This is a genomic window from Pseudomonas wadenswilerensis, assembly GCF_024749185.1.
GTDB lineage: Bacteria > Pseudomonadota > Gammaproteobacteria > Pseudomonadales > Pseudomonadaceae > Aquipseudomonas > Aquipseudomonas wadenswilerensis.
Map to the genome: position 1 here is coordinate 1,380,925 of NZ_CP087191.1, position 25,661 is coordinate 1,406,585.

At 62.6% G+C, this 25,661-nt stretch carries 25 protein-coding genes, 1 tRNA gene and 1 pseudogene; 21 read left to right on the forward strand and 6 right to left on the reverse strand.

The genetic code is table 11. The features are described from left to right. The first annotated feature begins 4 nt into the window (after nt 1-4). Entirely contained in the window at nt 5-1,501 is a 1,497-nt protein-coding gene (locus LOY45_RS06340; protein WP_166675721.1) for a YdgA family protein, read from the forward strand. A 226-nt stretch (nt 1,502-1,727) separates the two neighbouring features. Further along, complete coding sequence (gene nadA / locus LOY45_RS06345) at nt 1,728-2,786, forward strand: quinolinate synthase NadA (RefSeq protein ID WP_115088288.1); 1,059 nt, start codon at nt 1,728-1,730, stop codon at nt 2,784-2,786. 104 nt (nt 2,787-2,890) lie between these two features. Here the strand turns inward: nadA and LOY45_RS06350 are convergent, their stop codons facing one another. Further along, on the reverse strand, nt 2,891-4,324 hold the full coding sequence (locus tag LOY45_RS06350; protein ID WP_115088287.1) for a M48 family metalloprotease: 1,434 nt from the start codon (nt 4,322-4,324) through the stop codon (nt 2,891-2,893). A gap of 124 nt (nt 4,325-4,448) precedes the next feature. Between LOY45_RS06350 and LOY45_RS06355 the strand changes: the two genes are divergently transcribed. Beyond that, nucleotides 4,449-4,688 (forward strand): sulfurtransferase TusA family protein, encoded by a 240-nt coding sequence (locus tag LOY45_RS06355; RefSeq protein ID WP_115088286.1) that lies wholly within the window; start codon nt 4,449-4,451, stop codon nt 4,686-4,688. A 24-nt stretch (nt 4,689-4,712) separates the two neighbouring features. Beyond that, nucleotides 4,713-5,783: an AI-2E family transporter gene (locus tag LOY45_RS06360; RefSeq protein WP_115088285.1), complete on the forward strand. Its 1,071-nt coding sequence runs from the start codon at nt 4,713-4,715 to the stop codon at nt 5,781-5,783. 103 nt (nt 5,784-5,886) lie between these two features. On the opposite strand, the gene LOY45_RS06365 is transcribed toward LOY45_RS06360, so the two are convergent. Both LOY45_RS06365 and LOY45_RS06370 read right to left on the reverse strand, forming a co-directional pair. Beyond that, nucleotides 5,887-6,360 carry a peroxiredoxin gene (locus LOY45_RS06365; RefSeq protein ID WP_134063938.1) on the reverse strand — a complete coding sequence of 158 codons (474 nt, stop codon included), beginning with the start codon at nt 6,358-6,360 and terminating at the stop codon, nt 5,887-5,889. A gap of 11 nt (nt 6,361-6,371) precedes the next feature. Beyond that, nucleotides 6,372-6,932: a glycine cleavage system transcriptional repressor gene (locus LOY45_RS06370; RefSeq protein ID WP_115088283.1), complete on the reverse strand. Its 561-nt coding sequence runs from the start codon at nt 6,930-6,932 to the stop codon at nt 6,372-6,374. Between the two features lie 260 nt (nt 6,933-7,192). Between LOY45_RS06370 and dapA the strand changes: the two genes are divergently transcribed. The 10 genes from dapA to LOY45_RS06420 all read left to right on the forward strand — a co-directional run bounded on the left by dapA (nt 7,193) and on the right by LOY45_RS06420 (nt 16,841). Next, entirely contained in the window at nt 7,193-8,071 is an 879-nt protein-coding gene (gene dapA / locus LOY45_RS06375; RefSeq protein WP_038996627.1) for a 4-hydroxy-tetrahydrodipicolinate synthase, read from the forward strand. A 17-nt stretch (nt 8,072-8,088) separates the two neighbouring features. Continuing rightward, nucleotides 8,089-9,201, forward strand: a complete 1,113-nt coding sequence (gene bamC, locus LOY45_RS06380) for an outer membrane protein assembly factor BamC (protein ID WP_115088282.1) — start codon at nt 8,089-8,091, stop codon at nt 9,199-9,201. Beyond that, complete coding sequence (locus LOY45_RS06385) at nt 9,202-9,960, forward strand: MBL fold metallo-hydrolase (RefSeq protein ID WP_093386320.1); 759 nt, start codon at nt 9,202-9,204, stop codon at nt 9,958-9,960. It abuts the gene before it with no gap. A gap of 27 nt (nt 9,961-9,987) precedes the next feature. Beyond that, nucleotides 9,988-10,698 carry a phosphoribosylaminoimidazolesuccinocarboxamide synthase gene (gene purC / locus LOY45_RS06390; protein WP_038613804.1) on the forward strand — a complete coding sequence of 237 codons (711 nt, stop codon included), beginning with the start codon at nt 9,988-9,990 and terminating at the stop codon, nt 10,696-10,698. A 93-nt stretch (nt 10,699-10,791) separates the two neighbouring features. Continuing rightward, nucleotides 10,792-10,881 (forward strand) — tRNA-Ser (locus LOY45_RS06395). Between the two features lie 245 nt (nt 10,882-11,126). Continuing rightward, nucleotides 11,127-11,504, forward strand: coding sequence for a type 1 fimbrial protein (locus LOY45_RS06400; RefSeq protein WP_115088269.1), 378 nt, complete (start codon nt 11,127-11,129; stop codon nt 11,502-11,504). Between the two features lie 192 nt (nt 11,505-11,696). After that, nucleotides 11,697-14,024, forward strand: coding sequence for a hypothetical protein (locus tag LOY45_RS06405; RefSeq protein WP_233673357.1), 2,328 nt, complete (start codon nt 11,697-11,699; stop codon nt 14,022-14,024). Continuing rightward, nucleotides 14,015-15,235 carry a hypothetical protein gene (locus LOY45_RS06410; RefSeq protein WP_115088267.1) on the forward strand — a complete coding sequence of 407 codons (1,221 nt, stop codon included), beginning with the start codon at nt 14,015-14,017 and terminating at the stop codon, nt 15,233-15,235. Before LOY45_RS06405 ends, LOY45_RS06410 begins: the two co-directional genes overlap by 10 nt. Before the next feature lie 10 nt (nt 15,236-15,245). Then, on the forward strand, nt 15,246-15,902 hold the full coding sequence (locus tag LOY45_RS06415) for a DUF1266 domain-containing protein (protein WP_115088266.1): 657 nt from the start codon (nt 15,246-15,248) through the stop codon (nt 15,900-15,902). A gap of 42 nt (nt 15,903-15,944) precedes the next feature. Beyond that, the gene (locus LOY45_RS06420; RefSeq protein WP_115088265.1) at nt 15,945-16,841 is read left to right on the forward strand and encodes a LysR substrate-binding domain-containing protein; all 897 of its coding nucleotides are present in this window, start codon (nt 15,945-15,947) and stop codon (nt 16,839-16,841) included. Here the strand turns inward: LOY45_RS06420 and LOY45_RS06425 are convergent, their stop codons facing one another. Further along, nucleotides 16,842-18,239, reverse strand: coding sequence for an amino acid permease (locus LOY45_RS06425; protein ID WP_115088264.1), 1,398 nt, complete (start codon nt 18,237-18,239; stop codon nt 16,842-16,844). 203 nt (nt 18,240-18,442) lie between these two features. Here LOY45_RS06425 and LOY45_RS06430 point away from each other — a divergent pair, with 203 nt between their 5' ends. Continuing rightward, a complete protein-coding gene (locus LOY45_RS06430; protein ID WP_115088263.1) occupies nt 18,443-19,246 on the forward strand; it encodes a phytanoyl-CoA dioxygenase family protein in 804 nt (267 codons plus the stop codon). Nucleotides 19,247-19,330: 84 nt separating this feature from the next. Here the strand turns inward: LOY45_RS06430 and LOY45_RS06435 are convergent, their stop codons facing one another. Beyond that, nucleotides 19,331-19,555, reverse strand: a complete 225-nt coding sequence (locus LOY45_RS06435; RefSeq protein WP_115088262.1) for an HP1242/YdcH family protein — start codon at nt 19,553-19,555, stop codon at nt 19,331-19,333. Nucleotides 19,556-19,675: 120 nt separating this feature from the next. Here LOY45_RS06435 and LOY45_RS06440 point away from each other — a divergent pair, with 120 nt between their 5' ends. The 5 genes and pseudogenes from LOY45_RS06440 to LOY45_RS06460 all read left to right on the forward strand — a co-directional run bounded on the left by LOY45_RS06440 (nt 19,676) and on the right by LOY45_RS06460 (nt 24,368). Beyond that, on the forward strand, nt 19,676-20,041 hold the full coding sequence (locus LOY45_RS06440; RefSeq protein ID WP_115088261.1) for a 5-carboxymethyl-2-hydroxymuconate Delta-isomerase: 366 nt from the start codon (nt 19,676-19,678) through the stop codon (nt 20,039-20,041). 169 nt (nt 20,042-20,210) lie between these two features. After that, nucleotides 20,211-21,824 (forward strand): annotated as a pseudogene (locus LOY45_RS06445) (phosphoethanolamine transferase); the annotation flags it as partial. A 121-nt stretch (nt 21,825-21,945) separates the two neighbouring features. Further along, complete coding sequence (gene rnd, locus LOY45_RS06450) at nt 21,946-23,079, forward strand: ribonuclease D (protein WP_115088259.1); 1,134 nt, start codon at nt 21,946-21,948, stop codon at nt 23,077-23,079. Further along, on the forward strand, nt 23,076-23,369 hold the full coding sequence (locus tag LOY45_RS06455; protein ID WP_115088258.1) for a YcgL domain-containing protein: 294 nt from the start codon (nt 23,076-23,078) through the stop codon (nt 23,367-23,369). The genes rnd and LOY45_RS06455 overlap by 4 nt, the downstream gene beginning before the upstream one ends. Before the next feature lie 66 nt (nt 23,370-23,435). Then, nucleotides 23,436-24,368 (forward strand): D-2-hydroxyacid dehydrogenase, encoded by a 933-nt coding sequence (locus LOY45_RS06460; RefSeq protein ID WP_134063805.1) that lies wholly within the window; start codon nt 23,436-23,438, stop codon nt 24,366-24,368. Between the two features lie 90 nt (nt 24,369-24,458). On the opposite strand, the gene LOY45_RS06465 is transcribed toward LOY45_RS06460, so the two are convergent. Next, nucleotides 24,459-25,052, reverse strand: coding sequence for a nitroreductase family protein (locus LOY45_RS06465; protein ID WP_258578872.1), 594 nt, complete (start codon nt 25,050-25,052; stop codon nt 24,459-24,461). A 148-nt stretch (nt 25,053-25,200) separates the two neighbouring features. Here LOY45_RS06465 and LOY45_RS06470 point away from each other — a divergent pair, with 148 nt between their 5' ends. Further along, a complete protein-coding gene (locus tag LOY45_RS06470; protein WP_045193480.1) occupies nt 25,201-25,650 on the forward strand; it encodes a YcgN family cysteine cluster protein in 450 nt (149 codons plus the stop codon). The last annotated feature ends 11 nt before the right edge of the window (nt 25,651-25,661 follow it).

A 25,661-nucleotide genomic window follows, 5' to 3' on the forward strand; every position in this document is an offset into this window, starting at 1 on the left:
ATTCATGAAGAAATCTACAGGCGTACTCGGCCTCGCAGTGGTAGTGGCAGCGGCATGCACCGCGGGTGCCTGGTACACCGGCAAGCAATTGCCCGGCGTGCTCGAAACCACCATCGCCGAATCCAATGCCCAGACCAAGCAGGCGCTGCTGGGCATGGAAACCACTATGGAGCTGCAACTGGTATCGCTGGACAGCCGTCTGTTCAGCAGTACCGCCAAATACCGCCTCAAGGTGCAGAACCTGCAGGTTGGTGAAGAAAGCAAAAGTTTCGAGCTGAATTTTGTCGACCAGATCGAACACGGGCCGTTTCCGCTGTCGCGGGTCAAGGCACTGAAACTGATGCCGGTCATGGCTGCCAGCCACTACGCCCTGGAAAAAGACGCTGCCACCGCTGACTGGTTCGCCCTGACCAAGGACGTTTCGCCGCTGCAAGGCCAGGTTGCCTACGGCTACGATCGCTCGATGGACAGTGCTTTCCAGGTGGCGCCGATCGAGTGGAGCAAGGACGGCTCGTCGCTGAAGTTCTCCGGGTTTGAAGTCAGTGGCCACGGCAACGAAGGCGCCGAACATGTGCAACTCACCGGCCAGTCGGCCGGCCTGAGCCTGAACCTGGTCGACCCCGACAGCAAAGTGCTGAAAGTCGAGATCAAGGGCCTGAGCCTGACCGGCGACATGACCAAGACGCCGTTCGGCTTCTATGTCGGCAAGATGGACATGGCCGTGGCTGACACGGTCGCGACCTTCGGCGACGAGCAGAAGGTCCTGGCGCTCAAGGGCCTGGCGCAGAACAACGAGTACAAGAACGACGGTGACAAGCTCTCGGTGCGCATGGAATACAAGGTTGCCGACATCAACTTCGACGGCAAGGCCATCGGTGCCGGCGAGATGGTCTGGAGCCTCAAGCGTCTCGACATCCCGGCCATGCAGGCGCTGATCGGCTGGTACCAGAGCCGCCTGCCGGAGTTCCAAAAGGCCGCTGCCGAAGGTGAAGGCATGCCGGACCTGGCGATGACCGAGGCCGAAACGGCCCAGGTGCGCAGCGATGTGCAGCGTCTGCTGGCGGCCAAGCCGCAGATCGCCCTGGAGAACCTGTCGTTCAAGACTGCCAATGGCGAAAGCCGTTTCAACTTCAGCGTTGACCTGGCCAACCCGAGTTCTCTGGAGTTGCCACCGCAGGAGCTGTACAAGCAGTTGATCACCCAGCTGCAGAGCAAGCTGTCGCTGTCCAAGCCGATGATCGGTGACCTGGCGACCCTGCAGGCGCAGTTCGAAGGCCAGACCGATGCTGCCATCGTCTCCCAGCAAGCGGCCCAGGCCGGGGAAATGGTCAGCATGATGGCGGTGCAAAGCCAGATGGCCAAGGTCGAGGGCAACGACATCGTTACCACGCTGCACTATGCCGATGGCATGGTCGACTTCAACGGCCAGAAGATGACCGTCGAGCAGTTCGCCAGCGTGATCATGGCCAATGCCAGCGCCATGCAGGCGACAGGCGGTTGATGTTCAGGCCCGGGGCGCCCGCCCCGGGCTTGTTTCACTAAAAAAACCTTTTGAATTCATCCGATTATCTGTAGCCTTCGGCATCCTATAAAAACCCGAGGCCGCAGCTGGTCCGTGGTTCTGTGTGCAAGGCTGTTTCGCCCTGCCTGCGGAGCCTGTAGCCGATTTGCCAGGGCTCGGTGATACACTCGACTTACGCGCTCAAGCGCCTGCAGGTCCAGCGATCATGACCCAGATTTCCGAACGCCTTCTCGTCCAGGCTCACCTCGATGCCAAGCAGCCCAAGCCGCTGACGCCCGAGCAAGAGGCCGACTACCGTGCCGCCATCGCCGCCGAGCTCAAGGCGCAAAATGCAGTGCTGGTTGCCCATTACTATTGCGACCCGGTGATCCAGGCCCTGGCCGAGGAAACCGGCGGCTGTGTGTCCGACTCGCTGGAAATGGCCCGCTTTGGCAAGAACCACGCAGCCACGACCGTGGTGGTGGCCGGTGTGCGCTTCATGGGCGAGACGGCCAAGATCCTCACTCCGGAAAAGCGCGTGCTGATGCCGACCCTCGAGGCGACTTGCTCGCTCGATCTCGGCTGCCCGGTTGAAGAGTTCTCGGCGTTCTGCGACAAGCACCCCGAACGCACCGTGGTGGTGTATGCCAACACCTCGGCGGCGGTCAAGGCCCGAGCTGACTGGGTAGTGACCTCCAGCTGCGCGCTGGAAATCGTCGAAAGCCTGATGGATAACGGCGAGACCATCATCTGGGGCCCGGACCAGCACCTGGGCCGCTATATCCAGAAACAGACCGGTGCCGACATGCTGCTGTGGGACGGTGCCTGCATCGTTCACGAAGAGTTCAAGTCGCGCCAGTTGGCCGACATGAAGGCGCTGTACCCGGATGCGGCGATTCTGGTGCACCCGGAATCGCCTGAGGCGGTGATTGACCTGGCCGATGCGGTCGGTTCCACCAGCCAGCTGATTGCCGCGGCGCAAACCCTGCCGAACAAGACCTTCATCGTCGCCACCGACCGCGGCATCTTCTACAAGATGCAGCAGCTGTGCCCCGACAAGATCTTCATCGAAGCGCCCACCGCCGGTAACGGCGCGGCTTGCCGCAGTTGCGCGCATTGCCCGTGGATGGCGATGAATACCCTGGAGCGTACCTTGCAGTGCCTGCGTGAAGGCAGCAACGAGATCTTCGTCGAGCCGGCGCTGATCCCTCAGGCGATCAAGCCGCTCAAGCGCATGCTCGACTTTACCCAGGCGGCGCGGATGAAGCTGTCCGGTAACGCCTGACGGCCCCATCGCTGGCAAGCCAGCTCTCACAGGTTCGGTGCATGCAAATCTACTGTGGGAGCCGGCCTTGCCGGCGATAGGCTGCGAAGCAGCCTCATGCGGTCTTAGCGCATCATGTCCTTGACCATCCGCTGCTGCTCCATCAGCTCGCGCTGACGCGCATCGATCTTCGACGCTAGGACAAAATTGTTGCCGGCCCGCTGCTTGGCGTAGTCGAGCTGCTGCAAGGCCTGGTCAAAGTCGCCCACCAGGGCGAAGTACTCGGCGCGGGCCTGGTGCAGGCCGATGGTGTTGCCCGACAACCCGCGCACTTCCGCCACGTCATACCAGACATCCGGGTCTTGCGGACGATTCTTGAGCAAGGCATCCAGCGCCTTCTCCGCCTCGGCGGGGCGGTTCTGCTTGAGCAGCAGGTCGATGCGCGCCTGTTGCAGCGGGTAGTTGCCCGGGTACAGGCCACGCATCCGCTCGACCCGTTGCTGGGCATCGGGCAAGCGGTTGTTGGTGATGTCGAGGTCGATCTGCGCCAGGTTGTAGGTGATGTCGTTGGGTGCCTTGGCCAGCAGCGGCTTGAGGTTCTCGCGCGCCTCGTTCAGGCGTCCGCCCTTGATCTGCGCCAGCGCCAGGCCGTAACGGGCGGCGTCCTGCTGCGGGTTTTCATCGAGCTGCGCCTGGAAGCGCTTGGCCGCAAGGCCGGGGGTGCCTTCATAGATCAGCGCCACCCGGGCACGAATCAGCTGATAGCGCTTGCTGTCTTCGGTGCCGCCCTTGGGCGCCTGTTCGGCGCGGTTTCGGGTGTCGGCGATCCGCGATTCGGTGACCGGGTGAGTCAGGAGGAATTCCGGCGGCTTGGCGTCATAGCGGTACTGGCGCATCAGGCGCTCGAACATGGTCGGCATGTTGCGCGGATCGTAACCGGCCTTCTCAAGGTTGAGGATACCGATGCGGTCGGCTTCCTGTTCGTTCTGCCGGGAGAAGCGCCGCTGTTCCTGGATGGCTGCCGCCTGGGTGCCGGCAATCGCGGCAATACCGGCATCGCCGGCACCCGCCGCCGCGGCGACGATACCGATCAGCAGCGCGCCCATCATCGGCAACTGCATGCGTTGCTGGGCCTCGACGCCGCGGGCGAAGTGGCGTTGCGACAAGTGCGCCAGTTCGTGGGCCAGTACCGAGGCGTACTCGCCCTCGGTCTGGGCATTGAGGAACAGCCCGCCGTTGACCCCGACGATCCCGCCAGGGGCGGCGAAGGCGTTGAGTTCACGGCTGTCGATGAGAATGAACTCCAGGCGCCGGTCCTGCAGCTGGCTGGTTTCGGCCAGACGGTAGACGCTGGTTTCGACGTAATCCTTGAGCTGGGGATCGTTCAGTTGATTGACATTGCCCCGCAGCAGGCTGAGCCAGGCGCGGCCCAACTGGTGTTCCTGTTGTGGGGAGACAATGGCAGAACTGGCGTCGCCGAGTGACGGCAGGTCGTCGGCATGGCTGGGGAGCGCCATCAAACAGGCCAGCGTCAGCAGGGTAGGGCGCAGAAAATTCATGCACGAAGCTCTGGTCGACAAAGAACCTTACTGTAGCCCGCTCACACGTTGGCGACCAGTGGCGGTATCCTACCGGGCTTGTTCAAAATGCTACCTGTGCCCGTATTTCTGCCTGGAGAACCCCATGAGCGCTATCCCGACCCATGACGCCGAACTCGACGCCAGCGGGCTGAACTGCCCGCTGCCGCTGCTCAAGGCGAAGATGGAGCTCAATCGCCTGGCCAGTGGCGCAGTGCTCAAGGTGATTGCCACCGACGCCGGTTCCCAGCGCGACTTTCGCACTTTTGCCAAATTGGCCGGTCATACGCTGCTGCTCGAAGAGGTCGAGGCCGGTGTGTACCGCTACTGGTTGAAGAAGGCCTGAGTTTTCTCTGTTAAAGGATCGTCAATGTTCAAGGTGCTTCGCGACTGGATGCAGCGCTACTTCTCCGATGAAGAAGCGGTGGTGTTGGCGGTCTTGCTGTTTCTGGCGTTCACCGCCGTCCTGACCCTGGGCGGCATGCTTGCGCCGGTGCTGGCGGGGATGGTCCTGGCATTTTTGATGCAGGGCCTGGTCAACGCCCTGGAGCGCCTGCGGGTGCCCACGCCTTATGCCGTGGCGCTGGTGTTCATGCTGTTCATGGGCGCCCTGGCGGTGTTCCTGCTGGTGTTGGTGCCGCTGCTCTGGCATCAGTTGATAACCCTGTTCAACGAACTGCCGGGCATGCTCGGCAAGTGGCAGTCGCTGTTGCTGCTGTTGCCCGAGCGCTACCCGCACCTGGTCTCTGACGAGCAGGTGCTGCAGGCCATCGAGGTGATGCGCGGCGAGATCGGCAAGTTCGGCCAGTGGGCGCTGACCTTCTCGTTGTCGAGCCTGCCGCTGCTGGTCAACATCATGATCTACCTGGTGCTGGTGCCGATCCTGGTGTTCTTCTTTCTCAAGGACCGCGAGCAGATCGCCCACTGGGTCAGTGGTTACCTGCCCAAGGAGCGGGCGCTGATGACCCGGGTGGCCGAAGAGATGAACCGGCAGATCGCCAACTACATCCGCGGCAAGGGCATCGAGATCCTGATCTGTGGCGTGGCCACCTACATCGCCTTCATCAGCCTGGGGCTCAACTATGCGGCGTTGCTGGCCCTGCTGGTCGGCCTGTCGGTGGTGGTGCCCTATGTCGGCGCGGTGGTGGTGACCGTGCCGGTGACCCTGATTGCACTGTTCCAGTGGGGCTGGGGCGATCAGTTCATCTACCTGATGGCGGTGTACGCGATCATCCAGGCCCTGGATGGCAACGTGCTGGTGCCGTTGCTGTTCTCCGAGGCGGTGAGCCTGCACCCGGTGGCGATCATCTGCGCGGTGCTGCTGTTTGGCGGGTTGTGGGGGTTCTGGGGGATCTTCTTTGCCATCCCGCTGGCGACCTTGTTCAAGGCCGTGCTGGATGCCTGGCCGCGGCGCGAGCCAATGGTGGCGCCGCTGCTTTGAGCTTTTGTGGGAGCTGGCTTGCCAGCGATACAGGTGCATTGGCCCTTGCGGCTAGCGCGGTGATGCAATCGCTGGCAAGCCAGCTCCCACAGGTAAAGCGCTATCAGGCCTTGTTCAGCGCCTGCGCCTCAGCCAGTACGGCATCCACATGCCCTGGCACCTTGACCCCACGCCAGGCCTTGCGCAGCACGCCATCCTTGTCGATCAGGAAGGTGCTGCGGTCCACGCCCATATACTCCTTGCCATAGAGCTTCTTCAGCTTGATCACGTCGAACAGCTGGCACAGGGCCTCGTCCTTGTCGCTGATCAGCTCGAAAGGGAAGGCCTGCTTGGCCTTGAAGTTCTCGTGGGACTTGATGCCATCGCGCGAAACGCCAAACACCAGGGTGTTGGCTGCTTCGAAGGCCGCATGCTGGTCACGGAAACCCTGGCCTTCGGTGGTGCAGCCCGGGGTGCTGTCCTTGGGATAGAAGTACAGCACCACCTGCTTGCCCTTGAGCTCAGCCAGGCTGACGCTCTGGCCACTGGTGGCCTGGGCCTGGAATTCGGCGACGGGTTGGTCGAGTTCAACGGCCATGTAAAGCTTCCTTACATCGGGTTCTGTGGGCGCCACGGTTCGATCAGCGCATCCAGGTTCAGGGCATCGGAGAAGTCCAGGAACTGGTCGCGCAGCCAGCTGATCTGGGTACCGGCCGGCAGGGTCACGGTAAAGGTGGCGTTGAGCATGGTGCCGCCGGTCTGCGGGGCCTGGTAGGTATCGCAGGTCAGGTTCTCCAGCTCCACGTGGTGGTCGATGAAGAACTGGCACAGCTCGTTGATGATGTCCGGGCGATAGGCGGCGCTGACATAGGCCACGTACGGCAGCGACAGCGGGCGCACTTCCAGTTCGGCGCTGCGCACCACGTTGACGGTGAAGGTGTGCTTCTTGGCCAGGCCCGGCAGGGCCGTTTCAAAGCGCGCCAGGGCGTCCCAGCTGCCGGCGACCTGCAGCACCAGGGCACTGCACTCGCCGTGGCGGGTCAGGCGCGAGGTGACGACCGAGCAGCGATTGTCGTTGCTGGCCCGGCACAGGATATTGGTCAGCTCCATGGGATTGGCACCCAGGGCGCTGATGACAAGGAATTGTTCGCGAACGGTGGGGGTGGACATGCAGCATTCCTAAAGCGATGAGCGGTCGGTACCAGACGTGGCATAAAGGCCGGTAGGCAGGAGCCCGGGGCTCAGGATCGAGCCTTGGGGCGCTGGCTACGCGCATTGTCGGCAGCCCGGCGGGCCACTATGTACCGATCAAAGACAGAAGGGTAGCGAAAATGGCCGCGGAGGGGAATGCTCCGCCCGCCTGCTTCGCTTGTGCAAGGCCGATGGCGCCAGTACCATTACCGCTCTCTTTTTCCGGCAGGAGCAGTTTCATGATTGCGGGCAGTATGGTGGCATTGGTCACACCCATGGATGCACAAGGGCGTCTTGATTGGGACAGCCTCAGCAAACTCGTGGACTTCCACCTGGAAAACGGCACCCACGCCATCGTTGCCGTCGGTACTACCGGCGAGTCGGCGACCCTGGATGTCAATGAGCACATTGAAGTCATCAAGGCGGTGGTCAAGCAGGTCAATGGCCGTATCCCGGTGATCGCCGGCACCGGCGCCAACTCCACCAGCGAAGCTGTGCACTTGACCCGCAACGCCAAGGAAGCCGGTGCCGATGCCTGCCTGCTGGTGGTGCCGTACTATAACAAGCCGACCCAGGAAGGCCTGTACCAGCACTTCAAACACATTGCCGAAGCCGTCGACATCCCGCAGATCCTCTATAACGTACCCGGCCGCACCTCCTGCGACATGCAGGCCGAGACCGTGATCCGTCTGTCGACCGTGCCGAACATCATCGGCATCAAGGAAGCCACCGGCGACCTGAAGCGCGCCAAAGCCATCCTTGACGGCGTGAGCAAGGACTTCATCGTCCTGTCCGGCGACGATCCGACCGCCGTCGAACTGATCCTGCTGGGCGGCAAGGGCAACATTTCCGTGACCGCCAACGTCGCCCCGCGGGAAATGGCCGACCTGTGCGAAGCCGCCCTTGCGGGCAATGCCGAGAAGGCTCGCGCGATCAACGAACAACTCATGCCCTTGCACAAGGACCTGTTCATCGAAGCCAACCCGATTCCGGTGAAGTGGGCTTTGGTTGAAATGGGCCTGATGCACAAGGGCATCCGCCTGCCACTGACCTGGCTGAGCGAATCCTGTCACGATACGGTACGCCAGGCGATGCGCCAGTGCGGCCTGAAGTTTTAATTGAGGACGTACACCGCATGAAGCGATTGGCTGGTCTTTCCGCCCTTGCCTTGATCATCTCCAGCACCAGCGGTTGTGGCTGGCTCTGGGGCGAAGAGGGTTACTTCCGTGACCGTGGCAGCGATTATCTGGAGGCCACCCAGAAGCCGCCGATGCAGCTGCCACCGGACGTCAGCAGTGCCAAGCGGCTCGATCCGCTGCTGCCGATTCCGCGCAACGTCGCCGACGACAACGTCAAGGGCGAGTTCGAAGTGCCGCGTCCGCAACCGCTGACTGCCGGTGCCGACATCAGCGATTTCAGCCTGCAGAAGAGCGGCAGCTCGCGTTGGGTCCTGGCCCAGCGTTCGCCGGCTGAAGTCTGGCCGGTGGCGCGTCAGTTCTTCGAAGACAACGGCTTCCGGATCGCCGAAGAGCGTCCGCAAACCGGCGAATTCAACACCACCTGGCAGCGTTTCGACGAGCTCTCGGCGTCCATGGCCAAGCGTCTGGGCAGTGCCTCGAGCAGCAGCGACAACGAAGTCCGTGCGCGCATCCGCATCGAGCCGGGCGTGCAGCGCAACACCAGTGAGGTTTACATCGTCACCGTCGAACGTCCGGCCGGCAGCACTGCCGAGCAAGACTTCCCGGCGCGTTCGAACAACACCGGTGTCGACGCCATCCTGGTCGACGAAATGCTCGCCAGCATGACCCGCAGTGCCGAGAAGGGCGGTTCGGTGTCGTTGCTCGCAGCCCGCGATTTCGATGCCCCGAGCCGCGTCAGCCTGAGCGAAGACGGCAGCGGCAACCCGGTGCTGAACCTGGGCGCCGACCTCGATCGCGCCTGGTCCAGCGTTGGCCGTGCCCTGGAACAGGGTGAATGGCGCGTTGAAGACATCAACCGCAGCCTGGGCCTGTACTACATCAACCTCGCCGAGAAGGCCGAGACCAAGGAGCAACCAGGCTTCTTCAGTCGCCTGTTCGGCAGCGCGCCGAGCAAGGAAGAGCGTGAAGCCCGTGCCGAGCGTTATCAGGTTCGCTTGAGCAAGGTGGGCGAAAGCGTTCAGGTGACCGTCGAGAAGAACATCAACACCGTGGCCCCGGCAGACGTCGCCCGCCGCGTGCTGAGCGTGATTCAGGACAACCTGGGTTAAGTGCGCTTCGCCGTACTTGGAAGTGGAAGCCAGGGAAATGGCACGCTGATCGCCAGTGGCAATACGTTGCTACTGGTCGATTGCGGCTTTTCCCTGCGTGAAACCGAGCGGCGCCTGGCGCTGCTCGGCGTTTCTGCGGCGCAATTGAGCGCGGTGCTGGTCACCCACGAACATGCCGACCACGTGCATGGGGTCGGGTTGCTGTCACGGCGCTACAATGTACCGGTCTACCTCAGCCGCGGCACCTTGCGCGGCATGCGCAAGCCGGTCGAAGCCGCAGGCTTCCTGGCCGCCAACGACACCTTGCAGTTGGGCGACTTGAGCGTTACCGCCGTCGGCGTCACTCACGACGCGCTGGAGCCGCTGCAGTACGTATTTGGCGATGGCAGCCGGCGCTTCGGTGTGCTGACCGACCTGGGCTCGTATGATGCGGCCCTGCTCAGCAGCTACCAGGGGCTGGACGCCCTGCTGATCGAGGCCAACCACTGTCGCGACCTGCTCGGACGCGGGCCTTATCCGATGTTTCTCAAGCAGCGGGTGGGCGGCGACTACGGACATTTGAACAACCATCAGGCCGCGCGCCTGGTGTCGGAGCTGGACTGGCAGAACCTGCAACACCTGGTGCTGGCCCATCTCAGCAGCAAGAACAACCAGCCACAGCTGGCCCGGCAATGCTTCGTCGATACCCTCGGCTGCGACCCGGACTGGCTACAAGTGGCCAATCAGGATTCCGGGCTCGACTGGCGTGAAATCGCCTAGCCCATCATTTAGCAAGCGGAGCCCATCATGGAAAAACGTGAAGAACTCTACCGCGGCAAAGCCAAGTCGGTTTACAAGACCGACGACGCTGACCGCTTGATCCTGCTGTTTCGCAACGACACCTCGGCGTTCGACGGCAAGCGCATCGAACAGCTCGACCGCAAGGGCATGGTGAACAACAAGTTCAACGCCTTCATCATGCAAAAGCTTGAAGAAGCCGGCATCCCGACCCAGTTCGACAAACTGCTGGGCGACAACGAGTGCCTGGTCAAGAAGCTCGACATGATCCCGGTCGAATGCGTCGTGCGTAACTACGCTGCCGGCAGCCTGGTCAAGCGCCTGGGCGTCGAAGAAGGCATCAAGCTCGAGCCTTCGACCTTCGAACTGTTCCTCAAGAACGACGAGAAGGGTGATCCGTTCATCAACGAATCCCACGTTGTTGCCTTCGGCTGGGGCACCGCCGAGCAACTGGTGAAGATGAAAGCCCTGTCGCTCAAGGTCAACGAAGTGCTGAACAAGCTGTTCGACGACGCCGGCCTGCTGCTGGTCGACTTCAAGCTCGAGTTCGGCGTATTCCACGGTGAGATCGTCCTTGGTGACGAGTTCAGCCCGGACGGCTGCCGCCTGTGGGACAAAGAGACCCGCAAGAAGATGGACAAGGACCGCTTCCGCCAGGGTCTGGGCGACGTTATCGAAGCCTACGAAGAAGTTGCCAAACGCCTGGGCGTGCCGCTGTAACCGGCAAATTCACGCAAGCGCCTGATACCACGCGAATTTTTTTCGCAAACAGGCTTTGCCTTTCGGTAAACTGCTGGTATCATGCGCGCCACTGGAGAGATGCCGGAGTGGCCGAACGGGACGGATTCGAAATCCGTTGTACTGGCAACAGTACCTAGGGTTCAAATCCCTATCTCTCCGCCATACAAGAGAAAGCCCCCTGACCGAAAGGTCCGGGGGCTTTTTCGTTTCCGCTGATTGAGCGTCTCAACCACCCGCCAATGTTTAACCATAGGCTTCGGGAGGCGGGTTGACGAACCGGTCGGCGCTTGTTTACACCGTTCTGCGACGCGCTTGGCAAAGCGCACCTTTGGCTATCAGACAATCCTTAGATTTTTCCGCGCCTGGCCGATACTCGAGGTACTAACCGCTATCGCCGGAGTGTCAGCATGAATCGCAAGTATGTTGCTATCGCTGCAGGGTTGTTGTTGGGCGCAAGCGGGGCCTGCGTGGCTGAGACACCGATCGCCCAGGGGGTGATCAATTTCACCGGTAGTGTCGTCGAGTCGCCTTGCACGGCTTCAGCCCAGGCAGGCGCCTTGAACCTCAATGACTGCCCGGCGCAGGTGCGGGGCACCCGGATCGATTTGCACAGGGTCGAGCCGCAAGCGTCGGTCAGTGCCCCCGATCACGCTCCGGTCAACGTCAAGCTGGTGGCCGACAGCGGCAAGACGGGTCGTTTTTACCATCAGCAGTACGCCCTGGTGGATGTCTCCGGCAAGCCTGTCACTTCCGGCACCTTCCTGATTACCCTGACCACGCCCTGAGCCTTCTATCACCTGCACGCTCTTGGTTTTTCAAACGCCAACTGGTAGCGTGCAGCACCCCCGCTGTATCGCCCGATCCCTTTCGCTATCGTTGCCTGTTGAGTGCAGCCGTATGCGGGTACCCGTCGTCTCCTTGAAGAGCCAGTACGGGGCACCGGGCGATGCACAAGTCATTCGCAAATGGAGTTCACGATGACGCAAAACAGCACCGTGCTGTCCGGCATTCAGCTGGATCAATTCATGGACCGTCTTGAGGTCGAGCATCAGGAACACGGTGCCGATTACCTGCTGGGCCAGCTGCGCGTCCAGCCGCTCAAGGCTGCCTCGCTGGAATCGATCGACCGTCTGCACGTGCTGTGGGTCAACGCCGGTGACGCCGAAGCCTCCAGGGCGGTGCTGGCCGACGACGGCCAGGCGCTGATCGAGGCGACGCCAGAAGAGGCGCGCAACGAACTCAAGGTCAACCTGCTGATCTACCAGCTGCGCCTGTGCAACTACCTCAAAGACGAGCAAGGCCTGCTGCAGGCCCTCGACGCCCTGCAGCAACTGAGCAACGAGGCGCTGGCGTTCGATATCGAACAGTACCGGCGCTACCGCATTTTCGACGATCTGCAGCACACCACCCTCGACGTCGCCCTCAAGGCCATCGAGGTGCGTCACACCCTGGCGTTGATCAACCCCGGCCGCCATGCCCTGCGGGCCTGGGACGATGCCGACCAGCAGCGGCGCCGGGCGCGGGTGCTGGCTGCCCACGAGCGTGACGAAGAGGCTCGCGAAGCGGCGCTGGCGGCAATTACCGCGTTGCGTACCGCTGGCGAAGGTCAGGATGTCGACGGCAACGACTGGCTGTGGCTGGGCGATGCGCTGATCGAAATCGTGCCGTTGCGCCTGGCGATGTTCGAGCAACCTGTAGTGCAGTTGATCGCCGAGCTGTCGTTGCCCCAGCGCCGGGAGTGGGAAGTGCGCCTGGCGCGCCTGGCTGCACGCTCATTGAAGGCCCAGGGCGACCTGCCCGGCGCCTTGAAAATCTGTGAGGTGGCGACCCTGGAACTGGACTCCAGCGGCAGTGACAACTTTGTCGAATTCCACTTGCCCTGGTTGCTTGAAAACGGTCAGATCGACGACGCCGGGCAGCGTGCATTCATGGAAATCTATGGAGTTCGCAGCCAGATGTGGCCGGGCACTGCCTACTGGGTACACGATCGCCTGCTCGATGCCGAGGACCAGTCGGCGTGGTGGCCGTTGTGCGTGATGCGCGCCTGTGATGATCAAAAGGTGTTGGAGCGGTTTGTTTCCGGGCTGCCATGGCGCGACGAGTCGACGCCGTCCCTGGGCCCGTTGCTCGATGCGCTGCATGCTGCCCGCGATGACCTTGAGCAGCTCGACAACGTTTTCGCTCTGGCCCTGGAAGAAGCCCGCCGCCGCGCGCCGAACCACCCTTGGATCAACCGCCTGCTGGCAGTGCGTGAACGCCAGGCCGGGCGCATTGACGCCAACACTGAACTTACGATGCTGCGCGAGGCCGTTTCGGCCGGCAATATGCAAGACCACCGCAGCGCCTACAGCCTGTTCAGCGCTCATGCCAGTGTGTTCGGCATTGTCGATGCCTTGCGCCAACCGCTGCCGACAATGGCCGGTGGCATGAACTATTACAGTTTCGCTTGCAACATCGACGACCTGGTCGAGGTGGAAGTCGAGAAGCTCTCGAGCGAGGAGGCAGATCAGGCCTGGTCGTTGTTGCGCGAAGTACAAAAGCTGGCCTACGAACACGGCCAGGCTCGCATGGAGCAATGCTTCGCCACCGGTCGCGGGCATCGTTACGATGCCTGTGCGCACATGTACTCGATGCTCTGCAACAACCTGGCGATCAACTACCGCTGCTACAACGACCAGCGCATGTATGAGCAGGCCCTGGAGCTGCATGCCCGTGGCATTGCCGCCAGTCCGTTCGCCGAGCACTATCATGGCACCCTGCAAAACCGCATTGAGCTGGGGGATGACGCGGGCATCGCCGAAGCCGCCGAACAGCTCTGGCACTACGCAGCCGACTATGGCTACAGCCGCCACGACCCGGAAGAGTACCTGCTGGAAGTCAGCCGCGCCCTGTACCGCCTCGACCGCGAACGCGAAATCCTGATCTGGCTGGAGCGCATCCTCAAGTGGCAGGAAGAGCGCGAAATCAGCGACAAGGACCTGGAGTACTCGCCGCTGTTCGCGCGGATGAAAGTGGCCATGTACCTGTCCTACAGCCTGCCGGAGGCGGCCACCAGCCTGTGGCTGCGATATGCGCCGCAGATCAACGAAAGGGACGAGAGCTCGCTGCTGGGCTGCGCCGGCGATGTGCTCAAGGGCCTGGGGCGCAAGGAAGAGGCCATAGCCTACTACCAGCGCTCGATCCTGCGCAGTGATCCGGAGAACGCCGTCGACCAGGGCAACAATGAGCTCTTCCGCCAGAGCATCGCCGAGCTGCAGGCACCGGAAAAACCGGCCGGCAAGGCCTGGTGGCAAATATGGAAGTGACACCGGAGCTGCGACAGTCCGGTTACGCCCCGCGCAACGCACTCAATGCCGATCAACTCAAACGCGGCATTGCCGAACGTAGCAAAGCCCGTGGTGATGCGCCGGAGGTGGGCAGATGGTTGCTCAACCATTTCTACCGTCATCTGGTCGGCAACTTCGAGCCGGCGCGACGCATCCTGACCCTGGAGCAGGCTGTCGAGGTGCTGGGAGGCGAACCGCCGCCATGGGTGACCAGGCATTTGAGCGACGCCGGTAAAGGCTCGCAGCAGGCGCTCGCGCCCCTGGTCTGGGTGGATCCGCAGCAGGCGCCACTGCTGGCGCAGGAGGCCTTGCTGGTGGAGTTTCTGACCTCGCGTCAGGGCACTGCGCTGGCCGGCAAGCTCGATCGCATCAACTGCCCCCAGGCGCTGGCGCTGTGGGACAAGGAACACGCGCAGATGGCCGCGCGGGTCGAGCAGGGCTGGCGCCAAAGCCAGCCCGAGGCCTTGGCCACATTGGTGACCACCACTGAGCACGTCTTGCAGGAGCTGCGCCCCGACAGTGCCTTGCTGCGCGCTGAAATGGCCTTTGAAAGCTATGTGATGCGCCACTGCCTGGGCCAGTTCGCCGATCGCCGCGCCCTGACCGGCGGCTACGGCGAGCGTTATGCCGAAGCGGTGGAGCAGCGGCGCATGCGCGTGTTCAGCTTTCGCGACGGCCAGGGCCAGCCACACATCACCATCAGCCTGATCGTCCAGGCCGACGGCAGCTTGACCGTCGAGCAGGTCAAGGGCAAGCAGAACCGGCCGCCGGTCGAGCGCTATTACCAGGACCTGCTGCAGTGCCTGAATGCCCTGGGCACCGACCAGCAGACGCCCGCTGACTGTATCGCCATCGGCATCGTGCGCACCGAAGCCGGCTGGCTGCGCATCGAAGAGGTCAGCGACCCGACCGCCCAGACCCGTCTGGTGGCCCGCTACCCCCAGCTGTACGAGCGCCTCGATGCGCCGTCAGCCATGGTCGAGTGGCTGGTGGCCGGGCGTCAGCCGCAGCAGTTCTTGCAGGTTGCCCCGCAGGCGGTGTCGGTCAAATACGCCACCCGGCATATCTTCAGCAAGCGCTTGCAGCGTCTGCCCGATGATCCGCTGTACCTGACCGAAGGCGTGCCGTGGCCAGACATGGCGCCGCCCCAGGCCGAGGAAATCCAGGCCTGGCAGACCCGGGCAAGGTAAGGAGAGCAGCATGTTTTTGCTTATCGCGGCGGTTATTTCAGCCTGGTTGTTGTGGCGTGCATTCCGCCCGCGCGGGGCCGCGCCGTTGTTCAGCCAGCGCAAGCACTGGTCGCTGCTGTTGGCCAGGCCCATGGCCGATGCGATGGAAGTCGAGGGCTTTTACTCGCCAGCGTGCGACCACTTCACCGAACAGGCCCAGACGATCGTGCGGGCGGCGTTGCTGCACCAGGCCGGGATTCGCAGCAACTCCAATGACGAGGCGGTGCGTGCGCACTTCAGTGCTACCCTCGAACAGCAATGGTACAGCCTCGACCTGCAAGGGCTGACGGCCAGCGATGAGCCGCGTGCGGCCATGGCCTTTGCCTGTGCGCGGGTGGCGTTTCTGGTCCGTTGTGGGGTACTGATGCATTGGCTCGAGCCCGAGCTCGCCTGGCGCGTGCTGTTGCTCAACGCGCAGCGGGCGCAGGATTGTTTCGACAGTTGGGAAGATTTCGGCAAGGCCTATAAGCTGGGGCGCGAGCAGTGGGTCGCGGCGTTTCGCGTCGACTCGCTGGGCGAAGTGTTCAACGAGCAGCATCTGCACCAGTTGCTGACGCCCGGCAGCGGCGCCTGGGCCGATATACCCTGGCGTACGCCAGCGGCGTTGAGCCCGGCCCTGGCGGGGTAACGGCGCAGCGGTTGGTTCAAGCATCCCGGAGGGGGCATAGCGATGATCGGCTTCACTTTCCGCCAGCTGGAGTATTTCGTCGCTGCCGCCGAGCAGGGCAGTGTCAGCGCTGCGGCGCGAACCAAGCACATTTCCCAGCCGTCGGTGTCCCTGGCGCTGTCGCAGCTGGAGGCGAGCCTGGGCGAAAAGCTCTTTCATCGCCAGGTCAGCCGTGGCCTGGAACTGACCCCGGCGGGGCGCAAATTGCTCGAGCAGGCGCGCGATATGCTCAACCTGGCCACGGCAATCGGCGGCAAGGGCGAGCAGCAACAGGTGGTGCGCGGCGCCTTGAGCCTGATCTGCTTCCAGGACCTGGGGCCGTATTACGCGCCACGCCTGCTGAGCGGCTTTCGCCGGCGCCATCCGGAAGTCACCATCACCCTGTTCGAGGCCGATCTTGCCGAGGTCAATCGGCGCCTGGCCGATGGCAAGGTGGAGCTGGCGCTGACCTATGACGTGGGGCTCGATTCGCCGATCGAAAAACGCGTGCTGGCGCAGCTGACGCCTTACGCCTTGCTGCCGGCGGACCACCCCCTGGCGTTGCAGGAGCGGGTGTCGCTGGTGGACCTGGCCAATGAATGCCTGATCCTTGAAGACATCGCCAGGACCCGCGAGTATTTCCTGTCGCTGTTCTGGGCCCACGACCTGCAACCGGCAAGCCTGCAACTGACCCAGACCTTCGAGATGCAGCGCGGGCTGGTCGCCCATGGCTATGGCGTGGCCTTGTCCTGCACCCGGCCGGTGGCCGATTGCAGCTATGACGGCCAACCCCTGGCCTGCCGGCCGCTGCTGGAAGCGGTCAGCCCGCAGCCGGTGGTGCTGGCCCAGTCCAGCGCCATGCGCCCCTCTCCGGCGGCGCAGGCCTTCCTCGACTGGGCCAGCGAGCAGTTTCCGGCCTGATCAGCGGCTGGCCGGATCTGCCAGCGTTGCCAGCGGCTGGCGGGCGACGAACAGCCAGTAGCCCAGCGACAGCAAGGCCAGCCAGCCGATGCCCACGTACAGGGCCATGCGCGTGTCCGGGAACCAGGCCAGCACGCCGAAGATGAACAGCATGAACACCACCGCACAGGCCGGGCCGACTGGCCAGAGCGGTACCGGGAAGTGCAGCCTGGCCACCTCGTCGGCGCTCATGCCGCGGCGCATGACGATTTGCGACAGGAGGATCATCAGCCACACCCAGACGATCGAGAAGGTCACCACGGCGGCGAGGATCAGGAACAGGTTGTCCGGGGCCAGGTAATTGAGCACCACCCCCAGCAGCAAGGCGACGGCCATCACCACCACGGTCATCCACGGCACGCCGAAGCGCGACAGCAGGGCGAAGCTGGCGGGTGCCTGGCCGTTGTGGGCCATGCCGTACATCATCCGCCCGGCGCTGAAAATGTCACTGTTGATCGCCGACACCGCTGCCGAGATCACCACGATGTTCAGCAGCGTGGCCGCCGAACCGATCCCCAGGCCGCTGAAGATCTGCACGAAGGGGCTGCCTTCGCTGCCGATCTTCGACCAGGGATAGATCGACATCAGCACGAACAGGGTGAACACATAAAACAGCAGGATGCGCAGCGGCACCGAGTTGATCGCCCGTGGAATCACCCGTTGCGGATCCTTGGCTTCGCCGGCGGTGATGCCGATCATCTCGACGCCGCCAAAGGCGAACATCACCACGGTGAACGAGGCGATCATGCCGCCCACGCCATTGGGGAAGAAACCGCCATGGCTCCACAGGTTGCTCACCGCTGCCAGGGGCTCGCCGCTGCCGCCCAACTGGATGCCGAACATCAGCACGGCCGCGCCAGCGAGGATCATCGAGACGATGGCGGTGACTTTCAGCAGCGACAACCAGAACTCCAGTTCACCAAACACCCTGACGCTGCACAGATTGAGGGCGCCAATGAAGAAGACGATGCCCAGCACCCAGATCCAGCGCGGCGTGTCGGGGAACCAGAAACTCATGTAGACGCCGAAGGCAGTGACATCTGCCAGGCACACCACCAGCATCGAGAAGGCGTAGCTCCAGCCTGTGAGAAAGCCGGCAAAGCGCCCCAGGTACTGGCTGGCGTATTGACCGAACGAGCCGGACACCGGGTTGCGCACGGCCATCTCGCCGAGGGCGCGCATCATCATGTAGATGGCCGCGCCACCGATCAGGTAAGCGAGCAACACAGAAGGGCCGGCCAGTTTGATGGCGGCTGCGGAGCCATAGAAAAGCCCGGTGCCGATGGCAGAACCGAGCGCCATGAAGCGAATGTGGCGGGTACTCAGACCGCGCCGCATGGCGGTGCTGTTTTCGTTCATCCCAGGTAACTCCTCGTTGTTCTTATTCTTGGATAGCAAGGCGCCGTAGGACACAGGCAGGGCCATTAACCGGCCAAAGGTGGCGGGCTGACAACCGGCGCGCCATACAGATTGCCTATAGTGGCGCATAGGTAATCTGTGGTTTACCGGCCGCGCGGGGCCGCCCAATACTTTTGTTCATTACAACAAGAGAGGTGGCCCCGATGAATGCCGATATCGAACAGTTCCAGCGTGACGGTGCAGTGGTGTTGCGTGGCGTGTTCCGTGACTGGATCGAACCCCTGCGCGAAGGTTTTGAACAGAACCTGGCCGCGCCCAGCGCCTTTGCCATCGAGAACGTCGGCAGTGGCGAAGGCGGGCGCTTCTTCGAGGATTACTGCAACTGGCAACGCATCCCGGCGTTCAAGGCGTTCGTGCTCAATTCGCCGGCGGCGGCGATTGCCGGAGCGCTGATGCAGTCACGGCAAGTGCAGGTGTTTCATGAACATATCCTGGTCAAGGAGCCGGGCACCTCCAAGCCCACGCCCTGGCACCAGGACCTGCCGTACTACTGCGTCGACGGCCTGCAAACCGCCAGCTACTGGATACCGCTGGACCCGGTCAGCCGTCACAACACCTTGAGCGTGGTGCTCGGCTCCCATCGCTGGCCCAAGCCGGTGCGGCCCAAAAGCTGGGCCAGCAACAAGGATTTCTATGGCGCCAGCGATGCAGGCTCCGGGGAAAGCCTGTTCATGGACATGCCGGATGTGGAGAACGGCGAGTACCAGATCCTCTCGCCGGAGCTGGAACCGGGGGACGCGGTGGTGTTCGATTTTCGTACCGTGCATGGCGCCGCCGGCAACATCGGCAGCAATCGCCGCCGGGCCTTCTCGACCCGCTTCATGGGTGATGATGTGCGCTATATCCAGCGCCCTGGGCGGACCTCGCCGCCGTTTCCAGGGATTGACCTGAAGACCGGCGATCGCATGCGCGAGGACTGGTTTCCGGTGGTGTGGGCGCGGCCATAAGGGCTGCCCGTAGGAGCGAGCTTGCCTCGCGATGCGATGGGGCAGGTAGATCGCGATCGCGGGGCAAGCCCGCTCCTACAGGGTTTACTTCAGATGGGCGACGATCTCGTCCTTGATCTTCAGGCGTTCCTTGCGCAGCCGGGTGACCGTGTCATCGGCGGCGCTTTTGTTCTCGGCATCGACGACTTCGGCGTCTTTGCTGTTGTAGTCTTCATGCAGCTGACTCAGCCGCGGGTCGTGTTGTTTCTTCTCGATGAACTGTTCCTTGGTCAGATTCAAGTCTGCGAGCAAATCGTGCTTGACCGGCATTTCTTCACCTCTCCGGGGTTTGTGGGGTGGAAGTCATGAACTTAGAGGATAGTCGTCTTTGCCGGGTTTCGGGGCTGGGGTAGTCTGTTGCAACATTTGCCCACCCCAGGACTCCGTGCAATGCCTCATCTTCATGTGGAATACAGCGACAACCTGAAAAACCTTGAGGTCGACCGCCTGTTGCTGCGTCTCAACAATGCCCTGGTGGGCAGCGGCCAGTTCGCCGAAGAGCTGGACATCAAGAGCCGCGCCGTGGCCCTGGCCGGTTTCCGGGTGGGTGTTGCCCCTGCGGAACGCGCGTTCGCCCACATCAAGCTGGCAATCCTCAGCGGTCGCTCCGCCGAGATCAAACGCCAACTGTCGGCCAGCCTGCTGGAGGTGCTCAAGGAGGCCGTTCCGAGCACGCCGGGGCTGGACATCCAGCTGTGCGTCGAGGTGATCGATATCGATCGCGATTCTTATTCAAAAGTGCATCTGCCAGCGTAAATAATCGTCTGGCTGAACACAGGCTGAACACGTCTTTTAAATAGACGCCAGCCGACTATTTGTTGGCGTCTTTTTCACAAAAAATTGATGACTCGCTACTTAAAGTTCGGGCAGTTTCCAGGTGGTGCCGCAAGGGCACTGTTCCCGCCGTTCAAATAAGCGAATCGTCATGTTCAAGGTCAAACCCCTGCGGGCCGAATGGGTCACGTTGATTGCCAGCCTGTACCTGTTGATCGGCTTCAACTCATTGTTGTGGCAACACCTGGCGTTGGTACTTGCGAGCGATGCGCACGGCCTGTTATTGCGTGTGGCCTTTGGCGTGATGATTCTGTGTGCGTTCAACCTGGTATTGACCCTGCTGGCCTTCCGGATGCTGCTCAAACCGCTGCTGATCACCCTGTTCATGGTCAGTGCCGGGGTGGCTTACTTCATGAGCCAGTACGGCGTAATGATTGATGTCGGCATGCTGCGCAATGCCATGGAGACCAATGCCACGGAAGTGCGTGACCTGCTCTCGATTAAACTTTTTTTATATATCGCTGTGTTAGGTGTTTTGCCGTCTATATTGTTGTACAAGGTACCGGTTTTATACCGCAACTGGGCCCGCGAGTTGTTCGGCAAGTTACTCGCCAGTGTCGCCTGTATTGTGGTGCTGGGCGCTGTTGCGCTGATTAATTACCAGGGCCTGGCTTCGCTGTTTCGCAATCACCATGAAATCCGCCTGATGCTGGTGCCGAGCAATTTTGTCGGCGCCTCCCTGGGCTATGTCGGCGAGCGGGTCGGCAGCGCCGCCACGCCGTTTCGCGCCATCGGCGAGGACGCCAAGCTCGACGTCGCCTGGCAGCAACGTTCGCGCAAGTCGCTGACCGTGCTGGTGGTCGGCGAGAGCGCCCGCGCGCCGAACTTCGGGGTGCTTGGCTACGGGCGCGATACCACCCCACAGTTGAGCAAGGAAAAGGGCCTGATCGCCTTCACCGATGTGCACTCCTGTGGCACCGAAACCGCCGTGTCGGTGCCGTGCATGTTCTCTGGCTTCACCCGCAAGGATTACGACGCCAGCACCGCCAAAAACCAGGAAGGCCTGCTCGATGTGCTGCAGCGGGCCGGGCTCGCGGTGCGCTGGCGCGACAATCAGTCCGGCTGCAAGGGCACTTGCGACCGGGTGGTGTTCGAGAATGTCAGCAACCTCAAGGACCCGGCACTGTGCGCCGATGACGAGTGCCGCGACGAAATCCTCCTCAAGGGCCTGGACAGCTTCATCGACAGCCTGCAACAGGACACGGTGCTGGTGCTGCACCAGATGGGCAGTCATGGGCCGGACTACTACAAGCGTTACCCGAAAGAATACGAGCGCTTCACCCCGGTGTGCCGCAGCAATGCCCTGAACCAGTGCAGCCAGGACAGCATCGTCAATGCCTACGACAACACCCTGGTGTACACCGACCATGTCCTGGCCGCGCTGATCGACCTCCTGCGTAGCAAGCAGGACAAGGTCGACACCGCCATGCTGTACCTGTCCGACCATGGCGAATCGCTCGGTGAGTACAACCTGTACCTGCACGGCACGCCTTACATGCTGGCACCGGAACAACAAAAGCACGTGCCGCTGCTGGCGTGGTTTTCCGACAGCTACAAGGCCAGCTTCGGCATCGATAGCGACTGCCTGCAGAAGGTCCGCAACGAGCCGCTGAGCCAGGACAACCTGTTTCATTCCATGCTCGGCCTGCTGCAGGTGCACACCAACCTGTACAAGCCCGAACTGGACCTGTTTGCCAGCTGCCGGCCGAATGTTGGCCAGGCACTGATCACCGACGCGGTAGCGGCGGCAGGGATAGCGGTCGAGTGGTTTCCCGACGATGGCCTGCGCCGTATATACTGCGCGCCATTGTTTGTGGGAGAGCCTTGTGGCCATCGATATTCACTGGATTTGCGACGATCGCAGCCTGGCAGAGCACTGCCTGCAGTGGCGCACGCTGCCCTTCGTGGCACTCGACACCGAGTTCATGCGGGTCGATACCTTCTATCCGAAAGCCGGTTTGATCCAGGTCGGTGACGGGGCACGGGCCTACCTCATCGATCCGCTGCGCATAGGCGACTGGCAGCCGCTGGCCGGCCTGCTTGAAGATCCGCAGGTGATCAAGGTCCTGCATGCCTGCAGCGAAGACCTCGAAGTGCTGTCACGCCTGACCGGCAGCTTGCCGGCGCCATTGTTCGACACCCAGCTGGCCGCCGGCTACCTCAACCTGGGCTTCTCCATGGGCTATTCGCGCCTGGTCCAGGAGGTGCTCGGCATCGACCTGCCCAAGGGTGAAACCCGCTCCGACTGGCTGCAACGCCCGCTGTCGGAAACCCAGGTCAGCTACGCCGCCGAAGACGCCGTGCACCTGGCCGAACTGTACGAGCGCCTGCGCCCGCAGTTGTCGGATGACAAGAATGCCTGGGTGCTCGAAGACGGTGCCGAACTGGTTGCCCAGTTGCGCCGCGAGATCGACCCGTATGAGCTGTACCGCGATGCCAAGCTGGCCTGGAAGCTGTCGCGCGCGCAACTGGCGGTACTGCGCGAGCTGTGCGCCTGGCGTGAACGCGAAGCCCGCGCCCGCGACCTGCCGCGTAACCGCATCGTTCGCGAAAACGCCTTGTGGCCGATGGCCCGCACCCAGCCGGATTCGCTGTCGGCGCTGGCCAAGATCGAAGACATGCACCCGCGTACCATCCGTCAGGATGGCGAGTTCCTGCTCGGCCTGATCAAGCAGGCTGCCAGCCTGCCGCCATCTGAATGGCCGCCGGCGGTGCCCGAGCCGCTGCCGATCGAAGCGTCGGCGCTGCTCAAGCAGCTGCGCGCCATCGGCCAGGCCGAGGCCGAGCGCCTGAACATCGCCCCCGAGCTGATGCTGCGCAAGAAAACCCTGGAACTGCTGCTCAAGAGTGGCTACCCCAACGGACCCTATCAACTCCCCGAGTCGCTGCGCGGCTGGCGCCGTGAGCGCATGGGGCAGGCGCTGCTCGATTGCCTGGCGGGCGCCGGAGACCAGTCATGAAACGTATCTGCTCGATCTACAAGAGCCCGCGCAAGAACGAAATGTACCTGTACGTGCTCAAGGCCGACGGCCTGGAGCGCGTGCCCGAAGGCCTGCTGCCGTTCTTCGGCAAACCGGTGCATGCCTTCGACCTGGTGCTGACCCCGGAGCGCCAGCTGGCCCGCGAGGATATCGCCAAGGTCCTGGAAAACCTCGAACAGCAGGGCTATCACCTGCAGATGCCACCGGCCGAGGACGAGTACATCGAGCACTTGCCCGAAGAGCTGCTGCGTCGCAACGACCCGGTCTGACCGCCCTTTCGCTGTAGTGCCGCCCTCCGCTGGCGGCCTTTGCCGTTATCCAAGGTTGTTATGAACATGCGTGTTTTGATCGCTGAACAGGATCATGCCCTCTACGCTCGCCTGTTGCGCGAGGCGGCACCGGACCTGGAAGTCCTGAACAGTGGTGACTCGGCCGAATTGGCACGGCTGGCCGCTGACAGCCCGGTGTGGCTGGGCCAGCCGGACCTGTTGGCAACCTTGTTGCGCCAGGGCCATCAGCCGCAGTGGCTGCAATCGACCTGGGCCGGGATTACGCCGCTGCTGGCTGACGGCCTGCAGCGTGACTACCGCCTGACCCGGGCGGTGGGCATCTTTGGCCAGGTCATGGCCGAGTACGTGCTCACCTACATGCTCGGCCACGAGCGCGAGGTGCTGGCGCGCCTGGTCAGCCAGGTCGAGCGCAAGTGGGATGAGCGTCCGGGGCGCAGCCTGGAAGGGCGGCGGGTGCTGATCGTCGGGACCGGCGATATCGGTCAACGGGTGGCGGAGTTTCTGCTGCCGTTTGGCGTGCAGCTGTACGGTATCGCCAGCCAGCCGCGCGAGCAGGCGCCGTTTATTGAAGTGGCCGGTCTTGAGGACCTGGGGCGTTTGGTCGGCCAGGTCGATTATGTGATCAACCTGCTGCCCGACACCCCGGCGACCCATGACCTGTATGACGCCGCGCTGTTCCAGCGCTTCAACCCCGAGGCCTTGTTCATCAATGCCGGGCGCGGCGTGGCGGTGGTCGATGGCGACCTGGTCGAGGCTTTGAAGAAAGGCCATCTGGCAGGTGCGGTGATCGATGTCTGTCGGCAGGAGCCGCTGCCGCAACGTCATCCGTTCTGGACTGCCTGGGGCTTGCTGCTGACCGGGCACAGCTCGGCACCGACCTCGCCGGCGGCGATGGTGCGCTTGTTTGTCGAGAATCTGCGGGCGTATCAGGCGGGTGAAGGGTTGCGTGGGGAAGTGGACTTTCAGCGCGGCTACTAACAGTAACGCCGGCCCCCACAGGTTTGAAGGCACCGTTGACCCTGTGGGAGCTGGCCTTGCCAGCGATGGGCTGCAAGACAGCCCGAAAAATCAAAGGCTGAAATCACCCTCAGCCGCCAACTCGCTCAACGGCCGACGCGGGTTCGGTACTTCCCGCGCCTGCAGGCCTTCAGCAAGGGTCGACTTGTCGCCCAGCTTGCCGATCGCCACTGCCGCGTGCAGGGCGTAGCCTTCGGGAATCTTCAGCTCCTTGCGGGTCAGTTCCTGATCGAAACCGGCCATGCCGTGGGTGTGCCAGCCGCTCAGGCTCGCCTGCAACGCCAGGTGGCCCCAGGCCGAGCCGGTGTCGAAGGTGTGCCACAGGGCCGGAGTTTCTTCACTTGCACCCGGTGCAGTGAAGCTGGTCTTGGAAATGATGATCACCAGCGCCGACGCATGCTGGGCCCAGCTGCGGTTGAACTCGTTGAGCAAACCGAGGAAGCGTTCCCAGTTCGGCGTGTCGCGGCGGGCATAGAGAAAGCGCCAAGGCTGCGAGTTGTAGGCCGAAGGTGCCCAGCGGGCAGCCTCAAGGAAGCTCAGCAGGGTGGCCTGGTCGATCGGCTCGCCGGTGAAGGCGCGCGGTGACCAGCGCTGGATGAACTGTTCGTTGATGGCGTGATCGGCAACGCGAGGATTTGCACTCATCTTGAGTTCCTGAGAGTTGGGGTGGTGACCGCTGGTCAAACTACTGTGTCGCATCAGCGCTGACAAGCGGTCTGGCAATGGCCGGTGACAGGCCCTAGACTGGCGCCGCCGCGCCGCCGCGCACGAATTGAAACAGGACACCCGTTACATGACTGCCAACGCCAATCCATTCTGGATGCGTAAAACCCTCGAGCAACTCGACCCGCAGGAGTGGGAGTCGCTGTGTGACGGCTGTGGCCTGTGCTGCCTGCAAAAGCTTGAAGATGAAGACGACAACAGCGTCTATTACACGCGAATTGCCTGCAAGTTGCTGGACCTCAAGACCTGCCAGTGCAGCGATTATCCGCAGCGGATGCAGATCGTACCGGACTGCATTCAGCTGACCCCAGGCAAGGCCGACCAGTTCAAATGGCTGCCGACCACCTGCGGTTACCGCCTGGTCAGCGAGGGCAAGGACCTGCCCGACTGGCACCACCTGGTTTGCGGTGACCGCGAACAGGTGCACAAGCAGCGGATTTCACAATCCGGGCGCATGCTCAGCGAAGACAGCGTCGATGAAGACGACTGGGAAGACTATCTGATTTTCCGCGCCGGTTGAGCCGCCCAGGC